Here is a 21543-nt window from a genome sequence, read left to right on the forward strand (position 1 = left end):
CCGCCGGCCAGGGCTCGGTGTGGTGTCCCCGCCACGATCGGTCCTGGCCGGCGGATGGCCGACGTCGTCAGGGCGCGGGCGGGATGTTGGCGTTGCGGTGGAAGAGGTTGTCCGGGTCGTACGCGGCCTTGATGCGTGCCAGCCGCGGGTACTTCGTGCCGTAGGTCGCCGGTAGGCGGTGGACGTCGTCGGGCAGGATCCCGTTGACGTACCCGCCCTTGCCCATGGCGTGGGGCGCGAGCGCGTCGTAGAAACCGCGCACCCAGGCTCGCTCGGCGGTGAGTCCGTCGGCCTCGGGTGTCATCCCGAGGATGAACACCTGCATCCGCGGCGTACGCCCGCCGCCGAAGGCCGTGTCCTCCTCGGCCGACGCGCCGTAGGCCCCCGAGAGCACGTAGAAGAACGTGCACGACATCGGCGACACCGTGGCGGTGATCCGCTCGACGGCCACGTCGATGGCCGCGTCGGTGAACTCCTCGAGGTAGAGGGCCTTCTCGTAGCAGTGGGTGCCCCGCGGGAACGCGTCGTCGAACATCTGCTGGAGTGCCGCGTACGGCATCGGGGAGACCATCTCGAACAGCGGGGGCAGCGCGGCGCGCAGGCGTTCGAGCAACTCTCGATGGTGTGGCTCGGCGCCGAAACCCACCGCGGCCAACGCGAGCACCAGTCGGGAGTGGTGCTCCTCGGGCACGAACGGCGCCGGCGGCGCGGACAGGCCGACCACTTCGAAGCTGACGTCGGGCGGCAGGTCGGGAATGACCTCCCGGGCGAGCCGCAGGGCATCGGCGGCCCGGTCCATGCCGTAGAAGAACATGCCCACGTCGACCTCGGGTCCCACCTCGTGCAGGGCGAACTCGAAGGAGGTGACGACACCGAAGTTCCCCCCGCCCCCGCGGATCGCCCAGTACAGGTCGGGGTTCTCGTCCGGTGCCGCGCGCACGATCCGGCCGTCGGCGAGGACGACCTGGGCGGAGAGCACGTTGTCGCAGGTCAGCCCGTGCTGACGGGTGAGCCAGCCCATGCCCCCGCCGGTGGCGATCCCGCCGACCCCGGTGTGCCCGATCTCGCCGAGCGGAACGGCCAGCCCGTGGGCCTGGGTCGCCGCGTCGATGTCACGTTGCAGGGCGCCACCGCCCACGGTGGCACGGCGACGGGCCGGGTCCACCGTGATCTCGCTCAGCCGGCCCAGATCGATGACGATGCCGGCGTCCCCCACGCTCAAGCCCGCCGTGGAGTGGGCGCCTCCGCTGCGCACCGAGATCTCGAGCGACGCGTCACGGGCGAACGTCACGGCCGCTGCGACGTCCTCGGCGGTCGCGCAGTAGGCGATGACGGCCGGTCTCCGGTCGATGTCGCCGTTCCACACCTGCCGGGCCTCGTCGTAGCCCGGGTCGTCCGGAGTGACGACCGACCCGGTCAGGGCTGCACGGAGATCGTCGACTCGAGAGATGACCTGTGTCATGGCTTCGCTCCGTTCCCGCGGCCGCGCGCTCTCACGGTGATGCGGCTCGGGGCGTCCCTCGCCCCGAGGGACTGACCACGATACTGCGACTCTGCGTGATCGAGCTCTGGTCCGATCGAGGAGTCATAGGTAGTGAGGCGAAGAATTCCACGGATCTCTCAGGGTCTCGGGGCTCTCCAGCCGAGGACCTGCTCGGGCAGCGGGCCGGGAGGCGGTTCGGACAGGTCCAGATCGAAGACGCTCTTGAGGTACGCGCGGAACTCGACGTCGAACGGCTCTCCGGACGAACCGATGAGCTCGAGCGCCCTCGCGGGATCGTCGGCCTCCATCACCATGATCTCCATCGGGCCCTGCGGGGTGTGGTGCACGAAGACGCCTTGGCGGGTCACGCCCTGCCGAGTTCGCGCGGCGGTGTACTCCTCCCTGCGTGGACCCGCGAACTCGCTCATGGCGGTGCGCCATTCCGTGTACTTGTCGGCTGGGATCGGCATGGCGATCACGATCATCGACATCGGATGCTCCACTCATCACCGGACGATCCGGCTGAGTGTGGAACCAGGGCACGAGAATCACGGAATCGGATCCCGGGCCGAGGCGACTCCGTTGCGCGAACCGGCACTCCATGACGCGTGGTGTCCCCGAGGCAGGCCGTATCGATCACACCCCGGTGGCACCGTCGATCCGTTCGCGGAGCAGGTCGGCGTGCCCGGCGTGGCGGGCGTACTCGCCGATCATGTGCACACAGATCCACCGCAGCGTCACCTCGCCGTCGCCGAACGGGACACGGGACCCCGGGTCCCGCCCGGCGCACGCCTCGACCGCCCGCTCGACCTCCTGCTGCCAGGTGGCCAGGGCCTGCTCGCCCGTGACGTCGGCGGTGAGGTCGAACCCGCCGCTGTGCTCGCCGGTGCTCGAGGGGGAGTCGTAGAGCGGAGGGACGTCCTCACCGAGCAGGACCCGCCGGAACCAGTTCCGCTCGACCTCGGCCAGGTGCTGCAGCAGGCCGAGCGGGGTGAGCGGCGACGGCGGCACCGAGGCGGTCCGGAGCTGCTCCTCGTCGAGGCCGTGGCACTTGGCGGCGACGGTGTCCCGGTAGAAGTCGAGCCAGCCGGCGAGGGTGTCGCGTTCGTCGGCGGACATCGGGGGCACGGCGCGCTCGGTGGTCGACACCCCGCGAGGTTCGCACGAGGGTCCGACAGGACCTGTCAGAGTCCTCGACCATGCCGCCCGCGCTGCTGGAGGTCACCGACGGAGTGCATGTCGGAGCCCTGTTCCCCCGCCACCTGTTCAACACGGTCGTCGTGGAGGGCCCCGAGGGCGACGTCGTGATCGACGCGGGCTTCCCCTGGTCGGGCCGGCGGCTCGCGCGGTTCACCAAGGACCGCACCGTCGTCGAGCACGCCGTCACCCACGCCCACGGCGACCACGTCGGTTCCACCGCCTGGCTGTGCGCCCACACCGGCGCCCCGTTGGCGATGAGCGACGTCGAGGCCGACGACTTCGAGCACGGGAGCGTCGCGTGGCACGCCGGGGTTGCCGCCAGGTACGGGATCGCGCCTCTGGCCCACCGGCGCCGCGTCGTCGACCGGCGCCTCGCAGAGGGCGACACCGTCGGTGGCTTCGAGGTCGTGGCGCAGCCCGGCCACAGCCCCGGTCTCCTCGCGTTCTGGCGCGCGGCGGACCGCACGCTCATCGTCGGCGACGGCCCGATCAACCTCTCGACCGATCCGACCGACCCGCACTGGCTGCGCGTGCCCGACGCGCTGCACCACGACCCGGCCGCGGCCGTCGCGTCGCGTCGGCGCCTGCAGGAACTCGAGCCCGACCTCGTCGTCTCCACGCACGGACACCCGGTGCGCGGCCTCGATCGCTGGGCGGCGGGAGTGGGCGCGGCGGGCCGCTGAGGTCCACGGCCGAGGTCGTCCCGGGATCGCGGGCCGGCCGTTCGAGGGCCGCCGCACCGCGCGCCAGGGAGGGGTGGAGCGGGCGACGGGAATCGAACCCGCGTAGCCAGTTTGGAAGACTGGGGCTCTACCATTGAGCTACGCCCGCGTGGCCCTTCCGGGCCTGCTCAACCGTATCCGATGCCCCGTCGAGGGCGTCGCGGCGGGCGCCCCGCCGACCCGCTGCTCCATCCGGGCAGCCGCCCGCCGGTGCCCTGGTGAGTTACTGGATCGTTCAGTAGACGCTCTGTCACGGTCCAGCTCTCGACCGCGCTCTTGTGAACGGGTACACACTCAGGATCGCTCGCCGCCGGGAGTTCCCGGAGAACTCGTCCTGTGACCCTCACCTGGTACTTCACGGTAGGGCCGTCGAGGCGTCGACGATGGGATCGGGCCGAAGCAGCAGCCGGAAGGGAGCCCAGGATGGACACGGAGCGCGACACCATGGTGGACACGGACGAAGACCACATCGTCCGCGGTCTGGACTGACGCATCGAGGACGGGTGCGGACGACGCCGTCCGCATGCCCGTCGACATCCTGTGATCTCCACGGACGGGCGCGCCTACACTCGTCGTCAACGGGGTGTGGCGCAGCTTGGTAGCGCACTCGCTTTGGGAGCGAGGGGCCGTGGGTTCGAATCCCGCCACCCCGACTGGTCCAACCACCACGGGCACCGTCTTCGAGGGCCGCGCGCGGCGCCGTCGTCGTGAAGAGCCGGCCGAGACCTGACCCGGTGGGCCGAACGGCGCAGCACTGCGGGACGATGCGCGCCACGGTTCACCGCGGCAGCCGTGTACCAGCGGCCCCGTCCTGGCAGGTGGCTCTTCCGAGGCGGGGCCGCTGGTGGTTGCTGCGGCGAGCGGCTCGCCCCTCCTTCTCGTGTTGGCCACGGAGCGAACGGGTAGTCCACTGGACGCGTGAACGGGTCGGACCCGGCGCGCGGTCCACCCCACGGGCCGACAGGGCACTGCACCTGACCCGAGGCGAAGGGGGCGAGTCCGTGTCGACGAACCAGGAGCTGGCGATCGCGCTCCGCCGTGCCGCACGCGACCTCACCGCGACGCGCAACATCCGGGACCTGGAGCGGACGCTCGCCGAGATCGTCACCACGGCGGTGCACACGGTGCCCGCCGCGGACATGGGCGGCATCTCCATGAGCGAGGGCGACGAGGTCGTCTCCCGTCATCCCACGTCCGACGCGGTCAGCGCGCTCGACCGGCTGCAGAACGAGCTGCTCGAAGGCCCCTGCATCACCGCCCTCGCCGAACCGCCGGAGGACGGCACCGTCGTGGTCCACGACCTCGCGGGTGACGACTCCTCGCGCTGGCCGCGGTTCGCGCCGCGCGCGGTGGAGGCGGGCTACCGCTCGATGCTGTCGTGCGAGCTCTCGACCGGTCGCCGGGTGCGCGCCGCGCTCAACCTCTACGCCCGGCCGCCGGAGGCCTTCGACGCCGACGCCCGCCTCACCGCGGGCCTGTTCGGCGTCCAGGCCGCGATGCTGCTCTACGGCAGCGAGCAGGCCCAGTACCTGCAGCGCGCCGTCGACAGCCGCGACCTCATCGGCCAGGCCAAGGGCATCCTCATGGAGCGCTTCCACCTCGACGACGACGCCGCGTTCCAGATGCTGGTGAGATCGTCGCAGGACACGAACATGAAGCTCGTCGACGTCGCGCGCTGGCTCCGGGAGGAGACCAACCGGCGGCACCGGTCGTGCACGGACGGCGCCGAGGCCGTGGATCGCATCGACGGCGTGGACCTCCCGGCCCGCGCCTCCTCCGGCGCGGAAGGGCGCGCCGCGGAGCACTGAGGGCGCCTACGATCCGGCCGGTGCAGGTACGACCGGCCGAGGACGACGACTGGGGACAGATCTGGTCGTTCCTCGGGGTGGTCCTGGCGGCGGGGGAGACGTACACCAGCCCCCGGGACATCACGTCCGACCAGGCGCGCGCGGAGTGGCTCGCGCCGCCGCCGAGCCGGACGTTCGTCGCGGTGGACGGGGAGCGCGTCGTCGGGCTCGCGAAACTGCGGCCCAACCTGCCCGGCGCCGGGGACCACGTCGCCAACGCGGGCTTCGTCGTCGACCCGGCGTGCGCGGGCCGGGGGGTGGGCCGCCGTCTCGCCGAGGAGATCCTCGCGAGGGCGAGGTCGATGGGCTACGCGGCCATGCAGTTCAACGCCGTCGTGGAGACCAACGTCCACGCCGTCGCGCTGTGGCAGGCGCTGGGGTTTCGCATCGTCGGGACCGTCCCCGGCGCCTTCCGCCACCCGCGCCACGGCCGCGTCGGGCTGCACGTGATGCACCGCGAGCTGTAGGTCAGACGGTGCCCGCCGCCCGTCGGGCCTCGCGCTCGAGCCGGGCGCGGTGGCCGAGCAGCCGGGCGGCCTCGTTGCCGCCCATGTTCGGGTTGTCCTCCCGCAGCCCGACCGCGCCGTCGGCGAGCTCGCGGCAGATGTCCGCGTGGCCCGCGTGCCGGTGGGTCTCGGTCGCGACGTGCACCAGGATCTGGCCCAGGGTCACCTCGGCGCGCTCGTCGGGCCAGTGGGGGACCCGCCCGGGGGACTCGAGGTCGAGCTCGTCGATCGTGGCGTCGGAGTGCTCCGCGGCGCGGGCGTAGAGGTCGAGGACGTCGGCGCGGGACTCCTCGGCGGTCGCCCACATGTCCGCGTCCGGTTCGGGGTGGGCGGCGAACCAGTCGACGGTCTCGGCGAAGGGACGGCCGAAGACCAGGCCGAAGTACTCCGAGTCGATGATCGCCAGGTGCTTCACCAGCCCGAGCAGGTTGGTTCCGGTCGGCGTCATGGGCCGGCGGACGTCGTACTCGCCGAGGCCCTCGAGCTTCCAGCGCACCACCTCGCGGCCCTGGCGCAGGTAGTGGTGCAGGACGTCCTTCAGGCCGGGCGCGCTCACGCGGGCACCCTGCCACGACCGGCCCCCACCGGCGACGACGACGGTGCCGCCGTCCGTCCGACGGGTCCCCGCCGGTCGGGCGACGAGGAGGATGAGGCACGGTGGGGGCCGTTCACCCGAGGAACCGGCACGCCACGTGCCCGGAAGGGAGCAGGACCCGCGATGAGCGAGGGACGCACGAGCGCCGCGCAGGCGGACGTCGAGGGCGAGGACCGCCCGGCCGACGCGCCGGCGTCGACCGGGACGACCGGGGCGGGCGACGTCTCCGGGTCCGGCGGCACCAACGGCCACGGCGCCGACGAGACGACGACCAGCGGCGCCGGGACCATCGGCGACGCCTCCAGCAGCGACGCGTCGAAGGACAGCCCCGCGTCGAAGGACAGCCCCGCGTCGGAGGACAGCGGCGACGCGACGAAGGCCGACAGCGGCGACGCGACGGCGAGGACCGACAGCAGCGACGCGACGGCGAAGGCCGGCAGCGACGCCGCGGACGAGCCGCCGTCCGCCGCGACGGTGCCCGCGGCGACGCTGCCCGGGGACGATGCCGGGGCGCCGTCGTCGTCGACGGCCGCGCCGGCGGCCGCCACCGCCGCGGCGGACGGCGACGAGGAGTGGGCCGAGGCCGAGGACAAGGCCTACAAGAAGGAGCTCCGCAAGGGCTTCGCGTTCGGCGCGGCCGGCGGCATCGTCATCGGCGCGATCGTCGCCCTGCTCCTCGGTGCGCTCGTGTGGCCCGGCTATCTGCTCGGCCCGGGCGACCCGCAGGACACCGCGAACCAGGTCACCCAGGCCCTGTCGACGAAGGACGCCGGGGCGCTCGACGGGCTCTCCTGCAAGGGCCCCAACGGCCAGCCGGTCACCCAGCTCTCGCCGCAGGTGCTGCAGTTCATCACCAAGGTGGCGCCCGCGGGCCCGACGACGACGCTCATCGAGACCGAGGCGCGCACCCCGGTCGACCTGACCCTCTCGGTCCAGGGCCAGACCCAGACGCTGCCGTCCGAGCTCGTCCTCGGCGAGACCAAGGGCGACTGGTGCCTGAAGGGCCTCGCCCAGCGCCAGCAGCAGTAGGGCGTCTCAGCGCCGCCAGCGGCGCTTGGCGGGTGCCGGCCACTCCTCGGGGACCTCGCGGGCGATCTCGTCCAGCCAGATGGTCGCCGAGGAGTCGGACGGCGCCCGCCAGTCGCCGCGGGGGGACAGCGAGCCGCCCGCGGACACCTTCGGCCCGTTCGGGAGCGCCGAGCGCTTGAACTGGGCGAACTGGAAGAAGCGCTGGACGAACACCTCGAGCCAGTGCCGGATCTCCGGCAGCTGGTAGGCCACCCGGTCGTGCTCGGGGAAGTTCGGGGGCCACGGGCCCTCGGCCGCGTCGTGCCACGCGTGCCAGGCCAGGAACGCGATCTTCGAGGGCCGCGACCCGTGCCGCAGCACCTGGTAGAGGCTGAAGTCCTGCAGGTTGTACGGCCCGATCTTCTCCTCGCTCGACTGCACCGGGGCGTCCTCGGTGGCGGGGACGAGCTCCGGGGTGATCTCGGTGTCCAGCACCGACTGCAGGACCTCGCCCACGGCCTCGTCGAACTGCTCCGAGGAGATCACCCAGCGGATCAGGTGCTGGATCAGCGTCTTCGGCACGCCGCCGTTGACGTTGTAGTGGCTCATCTGGTCGCCGACGCCGTAGGTCGACCAGCCCAGCGCGATCTCCGAGAGGTCGCCGGTGCCGAGCACGATGCCGCCGCGCTGGTTCGCCGCGCGGAAGAGGTGGTCGGTGCGCAGCCCGGCCTGGACGTTCTCGAAGGTGACGTCGTAGACCGGCTCGCCCTGCGAGAACGGGTGGTCGAGGTTGCGCAGCATGAGCCGCGCCGTCTCGGTGATGTCGATCTCGGTGAAGCTCGTCCCGAGCGCCTCGCACAGGCGCTGTGCGTTGCCCTTGGTGTGCTCGCCGGTGGCGAAGCCGGGCAGGGTGAACGCGAGGATGTCGCTGCGCGGGCGGCCGGCGCGGTCGAGGGCGCGGGCGGCGACGATCAGCGCGTGGGTGGAGTCCAGCCCGCCGGACACCCCGATGACGATCTTCGGCTGGTCCAGCGCCCGCATCCGCTGCTCGAGCCCGCTGACCTGGATCGAGTACGCCTCATAGCAGTCCTGCTCGAGCCGCTCGGGATCGGCGGGGACGAACGGGAAGCGCTCGACCTCGCGCCGCAGGCCCAGATCGCCCGACGGCGGGTCGAGGGTGAACGACACCGTGCGCCACCCGTCGAGGCGGTCGGCGAGGTGACGCCGGTTGTCGTCGAACGTGCCCATCCGCAGCCGCTCGGCCCGGAGCAGGTCGAGGTCGACGTCGGCGACGCTGTGCTGCTCGCCCGCGGGGAACCGCTGTGTCTCGGCCAGCAGCGAGCCGTTCTCGTGGATGCTCGTCTGGCCGTCCCAGGCGAGGTCGGTGGTCGACTCGCCCTCGCCCGCGGCGGCGTAGACGTAGGCGGCCGTGCACCGGGCCGACGCCGAGCGGCACAGCAGCTGGCGGTCGTCGGCGCGGCCCACGGTGATCGGGCTGCCCGAGAGGTTCGCGAGCACCGTCGCCCCGGCCAGGGCGGCCTCCGCGCTCGGCGGCACGGGCACGAACATGTCCTCGCAGATCTCGGCGTGCAGGACGAACCCCGGCACGTCGTCGGCGGCGAAGAGCAGGTCCGGGCCGAACGGGACGTCGGCGCCCAGCAGTCGGATCGTGCCGCCCTGGTCGTCGCCGGCGGCGGCCTGCCGCCGCTCGTAGAACTCCCGGTAGGTGGGGAGGTACGACTTCGGCGCGACCCCGAGGATCCGCCCGCGGTGGACGACGACCGCGCAGTTGTACATCCGGTGCCGGTGGCGCAGCGGGGCGCCGACGACGAGCACCGGGAGGAGGTCGGCCGAGGCGGCCACCACGTCGGCGAGGGCCGACAGCGTCGACTCGAGCAGGGTGTCCTGCATCAGCAGGTCCTCGATCGAGTAGCCCGAGAGCGTCAGCTCGGGGAAGACCACCAGGCCCACCGCCTCGTCGTGGCACTCGCGGGCGACCGCCAGCAGCGACTCCGCGTTGGCGGGCGGGTCGGCGATCGTCGTGCGCAGCGTCGCGGCGGCGACGCGCACGAAGCCGTGGCGGTAGGCGTTGGTGAAGTCGTTGCGCGCGGGCGCGGCGGGCACGGCGGGTTCCCTCCGGTGATCACGGACTGACCCGCAGTGTGCCCGGGCCGGGCTCTCCGTACCCGTGGTCCGGCCGAGACACGAGGACGGTTCCGGTCGGGCCTGCGCGCGGCGCACACATTCGGGCGCGTGGCGGTGAGGGTTCTGCGCGGACCTGCGCGCGGCGCACACACTGGGGCGCGTGGCGGTGAGGGTTCTGCACGGACCTGCGCGCGGCGCGCACGTAGCGGGAGCCGTCTCACGGGCGGGTGTGCCCGCACCCCCCTCGCGGAGCGCCCACGAGCAAGATCAGGGAGTCACTGCGCTCTCTTCGGAGATCCGCTCGACGCGGAGGGACTCCTTGATCTCCTCGGGCGGCCGCGCCTGGCCCGCCCGCACGCGGTCGGGGCACGCCAACCGACACGACACGTGGTCCGGGCCGCGGGAGTGTGTGCGTGGCGCGCTGGTCCGTCGGAGCTCGCAGGTCCGGGCCGCGGGAGTGTGTGCGCGGCGCGCCGGTGCGCCGGGAACCGAGGGGCCCGCCCCCGGTCCCCGGACGTGCCGGGCCCGGCGTCAGCGCTTGCGGCCGACGACCGCCTTCGTCACCGGACGGCGGCTGCGCTTCGTGCCATAGCCCGCCATCACGTCGAAGACCCCGAGGACCCGCTCGAACGCCCGTCCGGCCTTGCGCACCATGCCCATGAGGATCTGCCCTTCCTCTCGAAACCGACTCGCCGCTGGGGAACGGGCCCACGGTCGCAAACGACATCGGTGTGAGGTCACCGGGGGGTGTGGACGGACGCTGCGCCGGGCAGCCCATCCGGTTACACCCAGGGCAGGTCGGCCCGGTGGGCCCAGTAGTCGCCCGGGGCCTCGGCGAGCCCGTCCAGGGCCGTGCGCTCCTCGGCGCTCAGCACGACGTCGGCCGCGGCGAGGTTGGCGCGCAGCTGCCCGGGCCCGGCGGCGCCGCAGAGCACGACGTCGGCCCAGGGCTGCGCGAGGATCCCGGCCAGCGCCACCGCGTCGGGCCCGACGCCGTGCCGGCGCGCCGCGTCCGCGAGGGCGGCCGGGGGCTCGACGACCAGCCGGCCGTTCGCGACGCCCTCCTTGACCAGCACGAGCGCCCCGTCGTCGTGGGCCGCGCGCAGCGCCCCGCCGACCGAGGGCTCGAGCAGGTTCCACGTCGACTGGACCGCGGTGAACAGCCGCTCGCCGCCGACGGACAGGGCGAGCCCGCGGCGGACCGCGTCGGCCTGGTCGGCGCCGGAGGTGGAGAAGCCGAGCCGGACGCCGTGCTCGGCGCGGGTCGCGGCGAGCGCCTCGAGGAGGGCCGGGTCGTCGAACAGCGGGGAACCGGTCGTCAGCGAGTGGACCTGGTAGAGGTCCGGCGGGCCCCCGAGGGCGTCGAGGGTCTCCGCCCACTGGGTGCGAAAGTGCGCGAGCGTGTGCTCCTTGACCTCGTGGACCTCGGCGTCGCGGTCCCAGCCCGCGGTGTAGCGGTAGCCCCACTTGCTGGACACCGTCGACGCCTCGCGGTGGCCCGGGTGGGCGGCGAACCAGGAGCCGAGGAACTCCTCGGCGCGCCCGTAGGAGCGGGCGGCGTCGAACCGGCGCACGCCGGCCTCCCAGGCCACGTCGAGGGTGGCGTGGGCGAGGGCGCGGAGCTCGTCGGGGGAGCGGTGCACGCCGTCGCGGCCGAGGTTGATGTAGGAGGGGCGCCCGAGCGCCGCCAGGCCCAGTCCCAAGCGGGTCACGGGTGCCCAGCCTACGGCCGGAAGTGCGGGTGTCCTCCCAGCTCAGGGCCGCCACGGCACGATGTCCGGGCGCACGTCTAGACTCGCCGCCACGCCCGGGCGGGCGCGCCGACGTGCCGACGGCACCACTGCGGTCCCGAGGGGATCCGGGTGTGCAGCACCTGTCGTCCCCGCCTCCGGGCCGCGTTGGCAGTCCCGCCCTGGAGGAGAACGAGCTGTGAAGTCCACCGTCGAGCACCTGTCGCCGACGCGCGTCCGTCTCGCGATCGAGGTGCCGTTCGACGAGCTCAAGCCGACCTTCGACCAGGCGTACAAGAAGATCGCCCAGCAGGTCCGCATCCCCGGCTTCCGGCCCGGGAAGGCTCCCGCCCGCATCCTCGACCAGCGGCTCGGGCGCGGTGTCGTCCTCGAGGAGGTCGTCAACACCGCGGTCCCGGAGAAGTACGGCGAGGCGGTCGGCGAGGCCCAGGTGACCCCGCTGGGGCAGCCCGAGATCGAGGTGACCTCGATCGACGACGGCGACAAGATCGCCTTCACCGCCGAGGTCGACGTCCGGCCCGAGATCGAGCTGCCCGACTACTCGTCCATCTCGGTGGAGGTCGACTCCGCCGAGGTCACCGACTCCGACGTCGAGGACCAGCTCACCGGCCTCCAGGCCCGCTTCGGCACGCTCACCGGCGTCCAGCGCCCGGCCGCGACGGACGACTTCGTGGTGATCGACCTGTCCGCCACGGTCGGCGGCGAGCCGGTCGAGGAGGCCCAGACCAGCGGCATGAGCCACCAGGTCGGCTCGGGCCAGCTCATCGAGGGTCTCGACGAGGCGCTCGTGGGCATGTCCGCCGGCGAGACCAAGACCTTCACGACGAAGCTCGTGGCCGGCGAGCACGCCGGCCAGGAGGCCGAGGTGACCGTCTCGGTGCAGACGGTCAAGGAGCGCCAGCTCCCCGAGGCCGACGACGAGTTCGCCCAGCTCGCCAGCGAGTTCGACACGCTCGACGAGCTCAAGGCCGACCTGCGCGAGCGCCAGGGCCGCGTCAAGAAGATGGAGCAGGCCGGGCAGGCCCGCGACAAGGTGCTCGACGCGCTGCTCGAGGCCGCCGACATCCCGGTGCCCGAGTCGGTCGTCGCGCAGGAGGTCGAGGTGCGCGCCCACGAGGCCGTGCACGAGTTCGACCACGACGAGGACGCCCTCACGACGTACGTCGAGTCCCAGGGGCAGACCCGCGAGGAGTTCGACGCCGAGCTGCGCACCAGCGCGGAGCGGGCCGTGAAGACCCAGCTGCTCCTGGACGAGGTCGCCGAGAAGGGCGAGGTCCAGGTCGACCAGCAGGAGCTGATGGAGCGCATCTTCATGCAGGCGCAGCGCTTCGGGATCAGCCCCGAGGAGTACATCCAGCAGGCCCAGCAGGCCAACCAGCTCGGCGCGATCTTCGCGGACGTGCGGCGCGGCAAGGCGCTCGCCACGGTCGTCCAGGCGGCCACGATCACCGGTCCCGACGGCGCGGAGGTCGACCTCTCCGAGCTGTTCGGCCCCGCCACTCCGGAGGACGCGGAGGCGGCGGCCGAGGTCGTCGACGAGACCGCCACCGTCGCGTCGGGCGAGGACGAGGCCGACACCGACACGGCCGACGCCCCGGCCACCACCGACGAGGAGGCGCCCGCGGGCGCCTCCACCGCCCCGCAGGCCTGATCCCGGCGGCCCCTCGCGGGATCCGGTGAGCCGTGAGCGAACACGGCCCCGCGAGGGACGTCCGGGAGGCCCGTGGTCGTTAGTGTCGACGTCGAGCGACGCGGGCACCGCCCGGACCCGGGACGACCGGGTCGCGGCGGGCCCGGCGTCCGACCCCCACGTCAGCAACCCCACTCGAGGAAAGCAGGGACAGGTGAGTCAGCACCTCTCCGACCCGTCCGGGGCGGTCATGCGTTCCGCCGGCGGGTCGATGACGCTCAACGACTCGGTCTACGAGCGACTCCTGCGGGAGCGCATCATCGTCCTCGGCCAGCAGGTCGACGACGCGATCGCCAACCAGATCTCCGCGCAGCTGCTCCTCCTGGCCGCGGAGGACGACAGCTCCGACATCACGCTGTACATCAACTCGCCCGGCGGCTCGGTGTCGGCGGGCATGGCCATCTTCGACACGATGGAGCTGATCAAGCCCGACGTGTCGACGGTCGTCATGGGCCTCGCCGCGTCGATGGGGCAGTTCCTCGCCACCGCCGGCGCGCCCGGCAAGCGCTACGCGCTGCCGCACTCGCAGATCATGATGCACCAGCCCCTCGGCGGCCTGGGCGGTACCGAAACCGACATCACGATCCGCGCCGAGTCGATGCGCAAGCTCAAGCGCCAGCTCGCCGAGCTGATCGCGGAGCGCAGCGGCCAGACGGTCGAGAAGATCACCGAGGACTCGGACCGCGACCGCTGGTTCGACCCCGACGAGGCCGTCGAGTACGGCCTGATCGACCGCGTCATCAGCCGCGCTTCCGGTGTCGGGAGCAGCAACGGCAACGGCACGAGCGCCTGAGGAGACGCCGATGAGTGAGCTTCACGTCCCGGGCGGCCGTGCACCGGCCTCCCCGGAGTCGCGCTACATCCTGCCGTCGTTCGTCGAGCGGACGAGCTACGGCGTCAAGGAGTCCAACCCCTACAACAAGCTCTTCGAGGAACGCATCATCTTCCTCGGGGTGCAGATCGACGACGCGTCGGCGAACGACGTCATGGCGCAGTTGCTGTTCCTGGAGTCCAACGACCCGGATCGCGACATCACCATGTACATCAACTCGCCGGGCGGGTCGTTCACCGCGCTCATGGCGATCTACGACACGATGCAGTACGTCCGGCCGGACATCGCGACGGTCTGCCTCGGGCAGGCCGCGTCGGCCGCCGCCGTCGTGCTCGCCGCCGGTGCCCCCGGCAAGCGCCTCGCGGTGCCGAACGCCCGCGTGATGATCCACCAGCCCGCCACCGAGGGTTTCTACGGCCAGGCCTCCGACCTGGAGATCCAGGCCGCCGAGATCACCCGGATGCGGCGCCTGCTCGAGTCCACCCTGGCGACCCACTCGAACCGCACGGCCGAGCAGGTCCGCCAGGACATCGAGCGCGACAAGATCCTCACGGCGGAGGAGGCCAAGGACTACGGCCTCATCGACGACGTCGTGGCCAGCCGGAAGCTCTCGGCCAACCGCTAGACGGCGCCCCGATGCGGTGGGCGGTGCACACCGACCGCCCACCGCGTCGCCCGGCCGGGACGGCGCGTCGCCGACCCCGCCGGGCACCCGACCAGCAGGATCGCCGGGCCCGCGGAACCTCCCGTCCTGACGGGGTCGGCGGGTACGGTCAATCACGACAGCGCGCACCGTCCGGGTGCGCCGGATGGGACACGAGGTCTGCTGCGATGGCACGCATCGGTGACGGCGGGGACCTGCTGAAGTGCTCGTTCTGCGGGAAGAGCCAGAAGCAGGTCAAGAAGCTCATCGCCGGCCCCGGCGTGTACATCTGCGACGAGTGCATCGACCTCTGCAACGAGATCATCGAGGAGGAGCTCGCCGAGGCCGGTGAGGTCAAGCTCGACGAGCTCCCGAAGCCCACCGAGATCCACGAGTTCCTCGACCAGTACGTCATCGGTCAGGACGACACCAAGAAGACGCTCTCGGTCGCGGTCTACAACCACTACAAGCGCGTGCAGGCGGGCGAGAAGAACCGCGAGAGCTCCCGGAACGACGACACGGTCGAGCTCGCGAAGTCCAACATCCTCATGCTCGGCCCCACCGGCTGCGGCAAGACCTACCTCGCCCAGACCCTCGCGAAGCTGCTCAACGTGCCGTTCGCGATCGCCGACGCCACGGCGCTCACCGAGGCCGGCTACGTCGGCGAGGACGTCGAGAACATCCTGCTGAAGCTGATCCAGGCCGCGGACTACGACGTCAAGCGCGCCGAGACCGGCATCATCTACATCGACGAGGTCGACAAGATCGCGCGGAAGTCGGAGAACCCGTCGATCACGCGCGACGTCTCCGGCGAGGGCGTGCAGCAGGCCCTCCTGAAGATCCTCGAGGGCACGACGGCGAGCGTGCCCCCGCAGGGCGGGCGCAAGCACCCGCACCAGGAGTTCATCCAGATCGACACGACGAACGTGCTGTTCATCGTGGCCGGGGCGTTCGCCGGCCTCGAGAAGATCATCGCGGAGCGGGTCGGCCGCGGCGGCCTCGGCTTCGGCGCGGACATCCGCTCCAAGGCCGAGATGGAGTCGGCGGAGTCCTTCGGCGACACCATGCCCGAGGACCTCATCAAGTTCGGCCTGATCCCCGAGTTCATCGGCCGCGTGCCGGTGATGGCCTCGGTGTCGAACCTCGACAAGCCGAGCCTCGTCCAGATCCTCACCGAGCCGCGCAACGCGCTGGTGAAGCAGTACCAGAAGCTCTTCGAGATGGACGGGGTCGAGCTCGAGTTCGACCAGGACGCCCTCGGCGCGATCGCCGACCAGGCCATCCTGCGCGGCACCGGCGCCCGCGGCCTGCGGGCGATCATGGAAGAGGTCCTCAACCCCGTCATGTACGACATCCCGAGCCGCGACGACGTCGCGAAGGTCGTCGTCACCGAGCAGACGGTCAAGGACAACGTGAACCCGACCATCGTGCCGCGCCAGCCGGCCCGTCGGGAGCGCCGCGACAAGTCCGCCTGATCCGCGCCCCGGCCCGCCGGGTGCGGCGGGCCGGCGCTCACAGGTGCGGGTAGACGGTCTGGCGCGCCGGCTGGGCCAGCGGCAGCGCCGGCGGCGCGACGTGTGCGCCGAGGAACGCGAGCACCTGCGGCAGGATCGACCCGATGTAGGTGCCGTCGTGGCGCCCGGGGCTGATCCGCGAGAACTCGGGGTGCGCGAGCGCGACGTAGCGTCGCACCGGGTCGGCGAACGCGTCCTTGTCCCCGCACCACATCGCCGTCGGGATCCCGGTCAGCTCCGGGTAGAAGCGCAGCGGGTCGTTGGCGGCCCAGTCGGCGAACCCCGCGAAGGGTCGCCTGGACGCCACCCGCCAGTCGGTGAACAGGCCGGGGGACATGGCGGCGACCGCCCGCACCGGGTCGCGACGGTGCACCCGCTCCCGGGCGTACATGAGGGCCCCGGCCCCGCCCATCGACACGCCCGCGGCGAGCACCGGCACGCCGCGGGTGTCCCGGGCCAGGCCGCGCTCGGTCATCCACACCGGGAGCTCGTCGAGCAGCATCTGCATCGGGTCGTCGCCCGGCCGGAACGCGTGCCAGTAGTTGTCGCCGCCGTCGAGGGCGGCCACGGTGAACCCCGGGACGCCCGAGGCCCAGGCGGCGCCCAGGGCCCGGCGCATCCCCGGGTCGCCCCACCACAGCGCGTTGCCCCCGAGGCCGTGCAGCCCGACGCAGACCGGCAGCGTCCTCCGGTCGCGGCCCGCCGGGGAGCTGATCACCAGGCGCACCGAGCGGTTGCGGGCCGCCGAGCGCACCCACTCCACCGTGGTGTCGGCCTGCGCGGCGCGCGGGAGCCGGGCGGGGGCGGGCACGCGCTGCGGGATCGGCGCCGGCGTCTCGACCGACCCGGCCAGGCTGGCGCCCCCGAGGGCCAGGGCACCGGCACCCGCGGCCGCGGCGCCGCCGACGAGGAGCTGTCGACGCGTCAGTCGAGGCATGCGCCCCGGCACCGCGCCCGCTGTCCCACCTGTGCCCCTCCCGGTCGCCCTCACGTGGGGGGCGTCGTGTGCGACCCCCTCATCGTGCACCGTCCTCGATGCCGACGACGCGGGACGCGACCGCGTAGATGTTCATCGAGCGGCCGCGCAGGAACCCGACCAGCGTCATGCCCGCGTCGTCGGCCATCTCGACCGCGAGCGACGACGGCGCCGACACCGCGGCCAGGGCGGGCACGCCCGCCATCACGGCCTTCTGGGTCAGCTCGAACGACGCCCGGCCCGAGACCATGAGCACCGTACCGACGGCCGGGACGCCGCCGGTGAGCAGGGCGTGGCCGAGGACCTTGTCGACGGCGTTGTGCCGGCCGACGTCCTCGCGGGCCGCGAGGAGGGTGCCGTCCGCGGTGAACAGCCCCGCCCCGTGCAGCCCGCCGGTGGAGTCGAAGACCTTCTGGGCGGCGCGCAGGGCGTCCGGGAGCCCGAAGAGCACCTCGGCGGACAGTTCGACCTCGTCGGACTCCGGGGAGAACGCGGTGCGGGTACGGACGGCGTCGAGCGACGCCTTCCCGCAGACGCCGCACGACGACGTCGTGTAGAAGCGGCGCTCGACCGAGTCGTCGGGCGGGGCGACGCCGGGCGCGAGGGCGAGGTCGAGCACGTTGTAGGTGTTGCGTCCGGTGTCGTCGACCGAGTCGCAGTAGCGGGCCGTCTCGATGTCCTCGGCCGACGTGATCACGCCCTCGGTCAGCAGGAAGCCGTGGGCGAGCTCGACGTCGTGCCCCGGCGTGCGCATCGTGACGGCGAGCGCGCGGCCGTCCACGCGGATCTCCAGCGGTTCCTCGGCGGCCAGCGCGTCCGGGCGGCGGCCCACGCCCTGTTCGCGCACGCGCACCACCGGGCGGCGCACGGTGACTCGTCCCATGTCGGCCTCCACCTCACGGCTCGGCCTCCATCGTCTCACCCACCCGTAGGATCGGCCGGTGATGCGGTACGAGCCCTGGGCCGTCCCCGACGGCATCTCCTCCTCCCCGGAGACCGACGCCGCCGGCGACACCGACCCCGACGAGATCGCCCAGCTCCTGGCCGCGGCGGGCGGTGACACGACGCCGGGCGGCGCGGCGATGGCCGACGCCCTGGTGCGGACCGGCCCGGACCCGGACGCGGTCCCGGACGCCGAGCACGACGGCCCCGACGACCTCGCCGCGCTGCGCGAGGTGGAGGCCGAGCTCGACCAGCGCTGGCCGGAGACCCGGATCGAGCCGTCGCTGGAGCGCATCCGTGCGCTGTGTGACGTGCTCGGCGAGCCGCAGCGGGCCTACCCGGTGATCCACATCGCGGGGACCAACGGCAAGTCGTCCGTCACCCGCATGATCGACGCTCTGCTGACCCGCATCGGACCGCGCACCGGGCGCTACACCAGCCCGCACCTGCAGCGGGTCACCGAGCGCATCGCGCTGGACGGGCGGCCGATCTCCGCGCGGCGCTACGTGGAGACCTGGCGGGAGATCGCGCCCTACGTCGGGGTGGTCGACAAGGCCCGCGACGCCGTCGACGGCGTCCACTGCTCGAAGTTCGAGGTCCTGACGGCGATGGCGTTCGCGGCCTTCGCCGACGCCCCGGTCGACGTGGCCGTCGTCGAGACCGGGCTGGGCGGCTCGTGGGACGCCACGAACGTCGCCGACGGTGCGGTCGCGGCGATCACGCCGATCGGCATGGACCACATGAACTACCTGGGCTCGGACATCACCGGGATCGCCCGGGAGAAGGCGGGCATCATCAAGCCCGGCTCGGTCGCCCTGCTCGCCCAGCAGACCCCCGAGGTCGCGCAGGTGCTGCTCGAGCGCGCGGTCGAGGTCGACGCCGAGGTGGCCCGCGCCGGCGCCGAGTTCGGGGTGCTGGAGCGCTCGGTCGCCGTCGGCGGGCAGTCGCTGCGCCTGCAGGGGCTCGCCGGCGAGTACGACGACATCTACCTCCCGCTCTTCGGCGAGCACCAGGCCGGCAACGCCGCGCTCGCCCTCGCGGCGGTCGAGGCGTTCTTCGGGGCCGGCGCGTCGCGGCGGCTCGACATCGACGCCGTCCGCGACGCCTTCGCCGCGGTCCGCGTCCCGGGCCGGCTCGAGCGGCTGCGCTCCGCGCCCACGGTCGTGGTCGACGCCGCCCACAACCCGCACGGCGCCGCCGCCGCGGCCAACGCGGTCCGCGAGGAGTTCTCCTTCCGCAAGCTCGTCGGCGTCGTCGCGGTCATGGGCGACAAGGACGCCGACGGGATCCTCGCGGCCCTCGAGCCCGTGCTCGACGAGATCGTCGTGACCGGCATGTCCTCGCCCCGGGCCCTCGACCCCGACGAGCTCGGCGGCCTCGCCGTCGGCCGCTTCGGCGCCGAGCGGGTCGTCGTCGAGACCCGCACGGACGCGGCGCTCGAGACCGCGATCAGCATGGCCGAGGAGACTTCCGACGACGACGAGCCCGTCGCCGGCGGCGGGGTGCTCGTCATCGGCTCGGTCGTCGCGGCCGGCGAGGCCCGGACGCTGCTCGGGCGGGAGCCGTCGTGAGCGAGCAGCAGGACGTCGCCCGCCCGCCCGACGCCCGGCGCGCCTTCCGCGGGCCCGCCAGCGCCTGTCTCGTCCTCGAGGCGATCGCGGTGCCGCTGGTGCTGCCGGTGATGGCGCGGGTGGAGGGCGGGATCACCCCGGCCAAGCTGACACTGGTCCTCGTGCTGACGGTCGGGATGATCGTCGGCTGCGTCGTGATCCTGCGGCCCTGGGGACTGGCCTTCGCCGTCGGCCTCCAGGTGCTCATGCTCGTGGGCTTCGTGCTCTCGGCGTCCCTGGGCCTGATGGGGCTGATCTTCTGCCTCGTCTGGGGGCTCATGCTCTGGATGCGCCGCGAGGTGATCCGCCGCCAGGCGGAGTGGCCGACGGACTGACCGCCGGAGGGGCCTTGGGTGGAGGGGCCGGCTGTTGCCTCGGCGAGCCGAGCCCCACGCGGCGGTGTGGTCGCGCCGGACGATCCCGGTGCGGCGCCCCTAGACAGTTGATCATGTGAACCGGCACGAGCGGCGCGCCGGTTTCCATGATCAAGTGCCTAGGGTGCGCGGCACGGAGCCCGCGTCCGGCGCCGACATGGAGTCGGGCTCCGGCCGGCCGGCGTGGACCCGGCCCTCGGCGGTCGGCACGGCTCCCTGACATCGGGGAGCGGTCGGCTCGCACTCCAGCGCCGCCGGCGGAGACGACGCGATGGAGTCGGAGTCGGTGGGAACGGCCGGGCATCGCGCGCCGTCGAAGCCCTGTGGACCTGCGACGCCCCTTCCGGCACACCGACGCCATCGCCTCCGGCGCCCTCACGAGGCACCACCTCGGCACCGGGGAGTACCTGCCGCTGTTCCCCGGCGTCTCGGCGGGCGCCGGGGCCGTCGTCACGATGGCGCTGCGCGCCGAGGGGGCTCAGCAGGCCCGTCCGCGGGGCGTCGTCGCGAGTGTCGCCGCGGCGGGGGTGTGGGGCGTCGAACGTCGCTCCGGCGGACGTGACGGTGGACCTCCTGGTCGACGAGGGCGGCGTGCGGGCGTGCCCCGGCGTCCGGTTGCGCCGGGCCGGCCTCCGGGACGGTGAGACGGCCGTGGTCGACCGCACCCGGGTCACGACCCCCGCGCGCACGGCGCTGGACCTGGCGCGGTGGTTGCCGCGCGGGGAGGCCGTCGTCGTGGTCGACGCCCTGCTCCGGGTGACGGGCACGGAGCTGGACGCGGTGCGGGCGGTCGCGGATGCCCACGCGGGGGAGCGGGACGTGCGGCGCGCGGCGGAGGCGCTCGCCTGGGTGGACCCGCGGAGTCCGACGGCGCGGGTGTCGCGGGTGCGGGTCGGGCTGCTCGCGCGGGGGCTGGAGACGCCCCTGGTGGCGCAGCGGCTGCTGGACGGGGACGGGCGGCCGGTCGCGGAGCTCGCGCTGGCGTGGCCCGGGGTGCGCACGGGGGTGGCGCACCAGCAGGGTGTCCGGGGCGCGGCCGCGGCGCTCGGCTGGGAGGTGCTCGAGGTGCGCGCGGACGTCGCGGAGGTGTGGGGCACGCGGAACGCGCCGGCCCCGATCGACGTCCTCGCCCGGGAGCTCCGGCGGGCGGCGGACCGGTGGCACCCGGCGCCCCGCCTCGGGGGCCGCAACCCGGCGCGGCTGCCGCGCCCACCGGGGCCGGACGGGGAGTGCGACGGCGGTCTCAGTAGGCTCGTGCCCGCCTGAACAGTGGAATCGAGGGGAGAGGAGCGCCGTGTCCGACGAGCGCACCCTGGTGCTGGTGAAGCCCGACGGCGTGCAGCGTGGCCTGGTGGGCGAGGTGATCTCGCGCATCGAGCGCAAGGGCCTGCGCCTGGCGTCGCTGGAGCTCAAGACCGTGGAGCGCTCGCTGGCCGAGCAGCACTACGCCGAGCACGCCGAGCGCCCGTTCTTCGGCGAGCTGATCGAGTTCATTACGTCCGGGCAGGTCGTGGCGGCGGTCGTCGAGGGGCCGCGGGCGATCGCGGCGTTCCGGCAGATCGCCGGCGGCACCGACCCGGTCGAGAAGGCCGCGCCGGGCTCGCTGCGGGGCGATCTCGCCCTGGAGACGGGGTCGAACATCGTGCACGGCTCGGACTCCCCGGAGTCGGCCGAGCGCGAGATCAAGCTCTGGTTCGGCTGACGC

The 21543-nt window shown here is 73.1% G+C and carries 21 protein-coding genes and 2 tRNA genes; 13 read left to right on the forward strand and 10 right to left on the reverse strand.

The window, feature by feature from the left end; all coding sequences use genetic code 11:
* Positions 1-67: 67 nt before the first annotated feature.
* The 3 genes from HH311_RS16500 to HH311_RS16510 form a co-directional block, all read right to left on the reverse strand.
* Positions 68-1462, reverse strand: coding sequence for an FAD-binding oxidoreductase (locus HH311_RS16500; RefSeq protein WP_169184774.1), 1395 nt, complete (start codon positions 1460-1462; stop codon positions 68-70).
* Positions 1463-1620: 158 nt separating this feature from the next.
* Positions 1621-1974 (reverse strand): hypothetical protein, encoded by a 354-nt coding sequence (locus tag HH311_RS16505; protein WP_169184775.1) that lies wholly within the window; start codon positions 1972-1974, stop codon positions 1621-1623.
* Positions 1975-2119: 145 nt separating this feature from the next.
* Complete coding sequence (locus HH311_RS16510; RefSeq protein WP_169184776.1) at positions 2120-2632, reverse strand: DinB family protein; 513 nt, start codon at positions 2630-2632, stop codon at positions 2120-2122.
* Between the two features lie 50 nt (positions 2633-2682).
* Here HH311_RS16510 and HH311_RS16515 point away from each other — a divergent pair, with 50 nt between their 5' ends.
* The gene (locus tag HH311_RS16515) at positions 2683-3366 is read left to right on the forward strand and encodes an MBL fold metallo-hydrolase (protein WP_169184777.1); all 684 of its coding nucleotides are present in this window, start codon (positions 2683-2685) and stop codon (positions 3364-3366) included.
* A 74-nt stretch (positions 3367-3440) separates the two neighbouring features.
* On the opposite strand, the gene HH311_RS16520 is transcribed toward HH311_RS16515, so the two are convergent.
* Positions 3441-3514, reverse strand: a tRNA-Gly gene (locus tag HH311_RS16520).
* Between the two features lie 470 nt (positions 3515-3984).
* Here HH311_RS16520 and HH311_RS16525 point away from each other — a divergent pair.
* From HH311_RS16525 to HH311_RS16535, 3 genes are all read left to right on the forward strand, one after another.
* Positions 3985-4058, forward strand: a tRNA-Pro gene (locus tag HH311_RS16525).
* Positions 4059-4406: 348 nt separating this feature from the next.
* Entirely contained in the window at positions 4407-5213 is an 807-nt protein-coding gene (locus tag HH311_RS16530) for a GAF and ANTAR domain-containing protein (protein WP_169184778.1), read from the forward strand.
* Between the two features lie 20 nt (positions 5214-5233).
* Positions 5234-5719, forward strand: coding sequence for a GNAT family N-acetyltransferase (locus HH311_RS16535; RefSeq protein WP_169184779.1), 486 nt, complete (start codon positions 5234-5236; stop codon positions 5717-5719).
* Position 5720: 1 nt separating this feature from the next.
* Here the strand turns inward: HH311_RS16535 and HH311_RS16540 are convergent, their stop codons facing one another.
* Positions 5721-6314: a DinB family protein gene (locus HH311_RS16540; protein WP_169184780.1), complete on the reverse strand. Its 594-nt coding sequence runs from the start codon at positions 6312-6314 to the stop codon at positions 5721-5723.
* A gap of 162 nt (positions 6315-6476) precedes the next feature.
* Between HH311_RS16540 and HH311_RS16545 the strand changes: the two genes are divergently transcribed.
* Complete coding sequence (locus HH311_RS16545) at positions 6477-7382, forward strand: hypothetical protein (protein WP_169184781.1); 906 nt, start codon at positions 6477-6479, stop codon at positions 7380-7382.
* 6 nt (positions 7383-7388) lie between these two features.
* On the opposite strand, the gene HH311_RS16550 is transcribed toward HH311_RS16545, so the two are convergent.
* The 3 genes from HH311_RS16550 to HH311_RS16555 form a co-directional block, all read right to left on the reverse strand.
* Positions 7389-9485 carry an NAD(+) synthase gene (locus HH311_RS16550; protein WP_169184782.1) on the reverse strand — a complete coding sequence of 699 codons (2097 nt, stop codon included), beginning with the start codon at positions 9483-9485 and terminating at the stop codon, positions 7389-7391.
* A gap of 552 nt (positions 9486-10037) precedes the next feature.
* Positions 10038-10160 carry a hypothetical protein gene (locus tag HH311_RS32720; protein ID WP_282439637.1) on the reverse strand — a complete coding sequence of 41 codons (123 nt, stop codon included), beginning with the start codon at positions 10158-10160 and terminating at the stop codon, positions 10038-10040.
* Positions 10161-10288: 128 nt separating this feature from the next.
* Positions 10289-11218, reverse strand: coding sequence for an aldo/keto reductase (locus tag HH311_RS16555; protein WP_169184783.1), 930 nt, complete (start codon positions 11216-11218; stop codon positions 10289-10291).
* A gap of 217 nt (positions 11219-11435) precedes the next feature.
* On the opposite strand from HH311_RS16555, the gene tig reads away from it, so the two are divergent.
* The 4 genes from tig to clpX all read left to right on the forward strand — a co-directional run bounded on the left by tig (position 11436) and on the right by clpX (position 15897).
* Positions 11436-12908 carry a trigger factor gene (tig, locus tag HH311_RS16560; protein WP_169184784.1) on the forward strand — a complete coding sequence of 491 codons (1473 nt, stop codon included), beginning with the start codon at positions 11436-11438 and terminating at the stop codon, positions 12906-12908.
* Positions 12909-13137: 229 nt separating this feature from the next.
* Positions 13138-13740, forward strand: coding sequence for an ATP-dependent Clp protease proteolytic subunit (locus HH311_RS16565; protein ID WP_169184911.1), 603 nt, complete (start codon positions 13138-13140; stop codon positions 13738-13740).
* 10 nt (positions 13741-13750) lie between these two features.
* Positions 13751-14404, forward strand: a complete 654-nt coding sequence (locus HH311_RS16570) for an ATP-dependent Clp protease proteolytic subunit (protein ID WP_169184785.1) — start codon at positions 13751-13753, stop codon at positions 14402-14404.
* Between the two features lie 206 nt (positions 14405-14610).
* Positions 14611-15897, forward strand: coding sequence for an ATP-dependent Clp protease ATP-binding subunit ClpX (clpX, locus tag HH311_RS16575; protein WP_169184786.1), 1287 nt, complete (start codon positions 14611-14613; stop codon positions 15895-15897).
* Between the two features lie 37 nt (positions 15898-15934).
* On the opposite strand, the gene HH311_RS16580 is transcribed toward clpX, so the two are convergent.
* Together HH311_RS16580 and fdhD are read right to left on the reverse strand one after the other, a co-directional pair.
* Positions 15935-16873: an alpha/beta hydrolase family protein gene (locus HH311_RS16580; protein WP_169184787.1), complete on the reverse strand. Its 939-nt coding sequence runs from the start codon at positions 16871-16873 to the stop codon at positions 15935-15937.
* Positions 16874-16952: 79 nt separating this feature from the next.
* Positions 16953-17795 (reverse strand): formate dehydrogenase accessory sulfurtransferase FdhD, encoded by an 843-nt coding sequence (gene fdhD, locus HH311_RS16585; RefSeq protein ID WP_169184788.1) that lies wholly within the window; start codon positions 17793-17795, stop codon positions 16953-16955.
* A 61-nt stretch (positions 17796-17856) separates the two neighbouring features.
* Between fdhD and HH311_RS16590 the strand changes: the two genes are divergently transcribed.
* The 4 genes from HH311_RS16590 to ndk all read left to right on the forward strand — a co-directional run bounded on the left by HH311_RS16590 (position 17857) and on the right by ndk (position 21540).
* A complete protein-coding gene (locus tag HH311_RS16590; protein WP_248292696.1) occupies positions 17857-19425 on the forward strand; it encodes a folylpolyglutamate synthase/dihydrofolate synthase family protein in 1569 nt (522 codons plus the stop codon).
* Entirely contained in the window at positions 19422-19799 is a 378-nt protein-coding gene (locus HH311_RS16595; protein WP_169184789.1) for a DUF4233 domain-containing protein, read from the forward strand. The genes HH311_RS16590 and HH311_RS16595 overlap by 4 nt, the downstream gene beginning before the upstream one ends.
* A gap of 597 nt (positions 19800-20396) precedes the next feature.
* Positions 20397-21104, forward strand: coding sequence for a hypothetical protein (locus HH311_RS16600; protein WP_169184741.1), 708 nt, complete (start codon positions 20397-20399; stop codon positions 21102-21104).
* A gap of 28 nt (positions 21105-21132) precedes the next feature.
* Positions 21133-21540 carry a nucleoside-diphosphate kinase gene (gene ndk, locus HH311_RS16605; protein ID WP_169184790.1) on the forward strand — a complete coding sequence of 136 codons (408 nt, stop codon included), beginning with the start codon at positions 21133-21135 and terminating at the stop codon, positions 21538-21540.
* The last annotated feature ends 3 nt before the right edge of the window (positions 21541-21543 follow it).

Origin of the sequence: Actinomycetospora sp. TBRC 11914, assembly GCF_012933465.1 — a bacterium.
In the GTDB taxonomy this organism is placed as follows: Bacteria; Actinomycetota; Actinomycetes; order Mycobacteriales; family Pseudonocardiaceae; genus Actinomycetospora.

Coding starts and splice junctions, on each gene's coding strand:
- HH311_RS16500 (WP_169184774.1), bottom strand. CDS start 1,462: ATGACACAGGTCATCTCTCGAGTCGACGATCTCCGTGCAGCCCTGACC.
- HH311_RS16505 (WP_169184775.1), bottom strand. CDS start 1,974: ATGTCGATGATCGTGATCGCCATGCCGATCCCAGCCGACAAGTACACG.
- HH311_RS16515 (WP_169184777.1), top strand. CDS start 2,683: ATGCCGCCCGCGCTGCTGGAGGTCACCGACGGAGTGCATGTCGGAGCC.
- HH311_RS16545 (WP_169184781.1), top strand. CDS start 6,477: ATGAGCGAGGGACGCACGAGCGCCGCGCAGGCGGACGTCGAGGGCGAG.
- HH311_RS32720 (WP_282439637.1), bottom strand. CDS start 10,160: ATGGTGCGCAAGGCCGGACGGGCGTTCGAGCGGGTCCTCGGGGTCTTC.
- HH311_RS16565 (WP_169184911.1), top strand. CDS start 13,138: ATGCGTTCCGCCGGCGGGTCGATGACGCTCAACGACTCGGTCTACGAG.
- HH311_RS16570 (WP_169184785.1), top strand. CDS start 13,751: ATGAGTGAGCTTCACGTCCCGGGCGGCCGTGCACCGGCCTCCCCGGAG.
- clpX (WP_169184786.1), top strand. CDS start 14,611: ATGGCACGCATCGGTGACGGCGGGGACCTGCTGAAGTGCTCGTTCTGC.
- HH311_RS16580 (WP_169184787.1), bottom strand. CDS start 16,873: ATGCCTCGACTGACGCGTCGACAGCTCCTCGTCGGCGGCGCCGCGGCC.
- fdhD (WP_169184788.1), bottom strand. CDS start 17,795: ATGGGACGAGTCACCGTGCGCCGCCCGGTGGTGCGCGTGCGCGAACAG.
- HH311_RS16590 (WP_248292696.1), top strand. CDS start 17,857: ATGCGGTACGAGCCCTGGGCCGTCCCCGACGGCATCTCCTCCTCCCCG.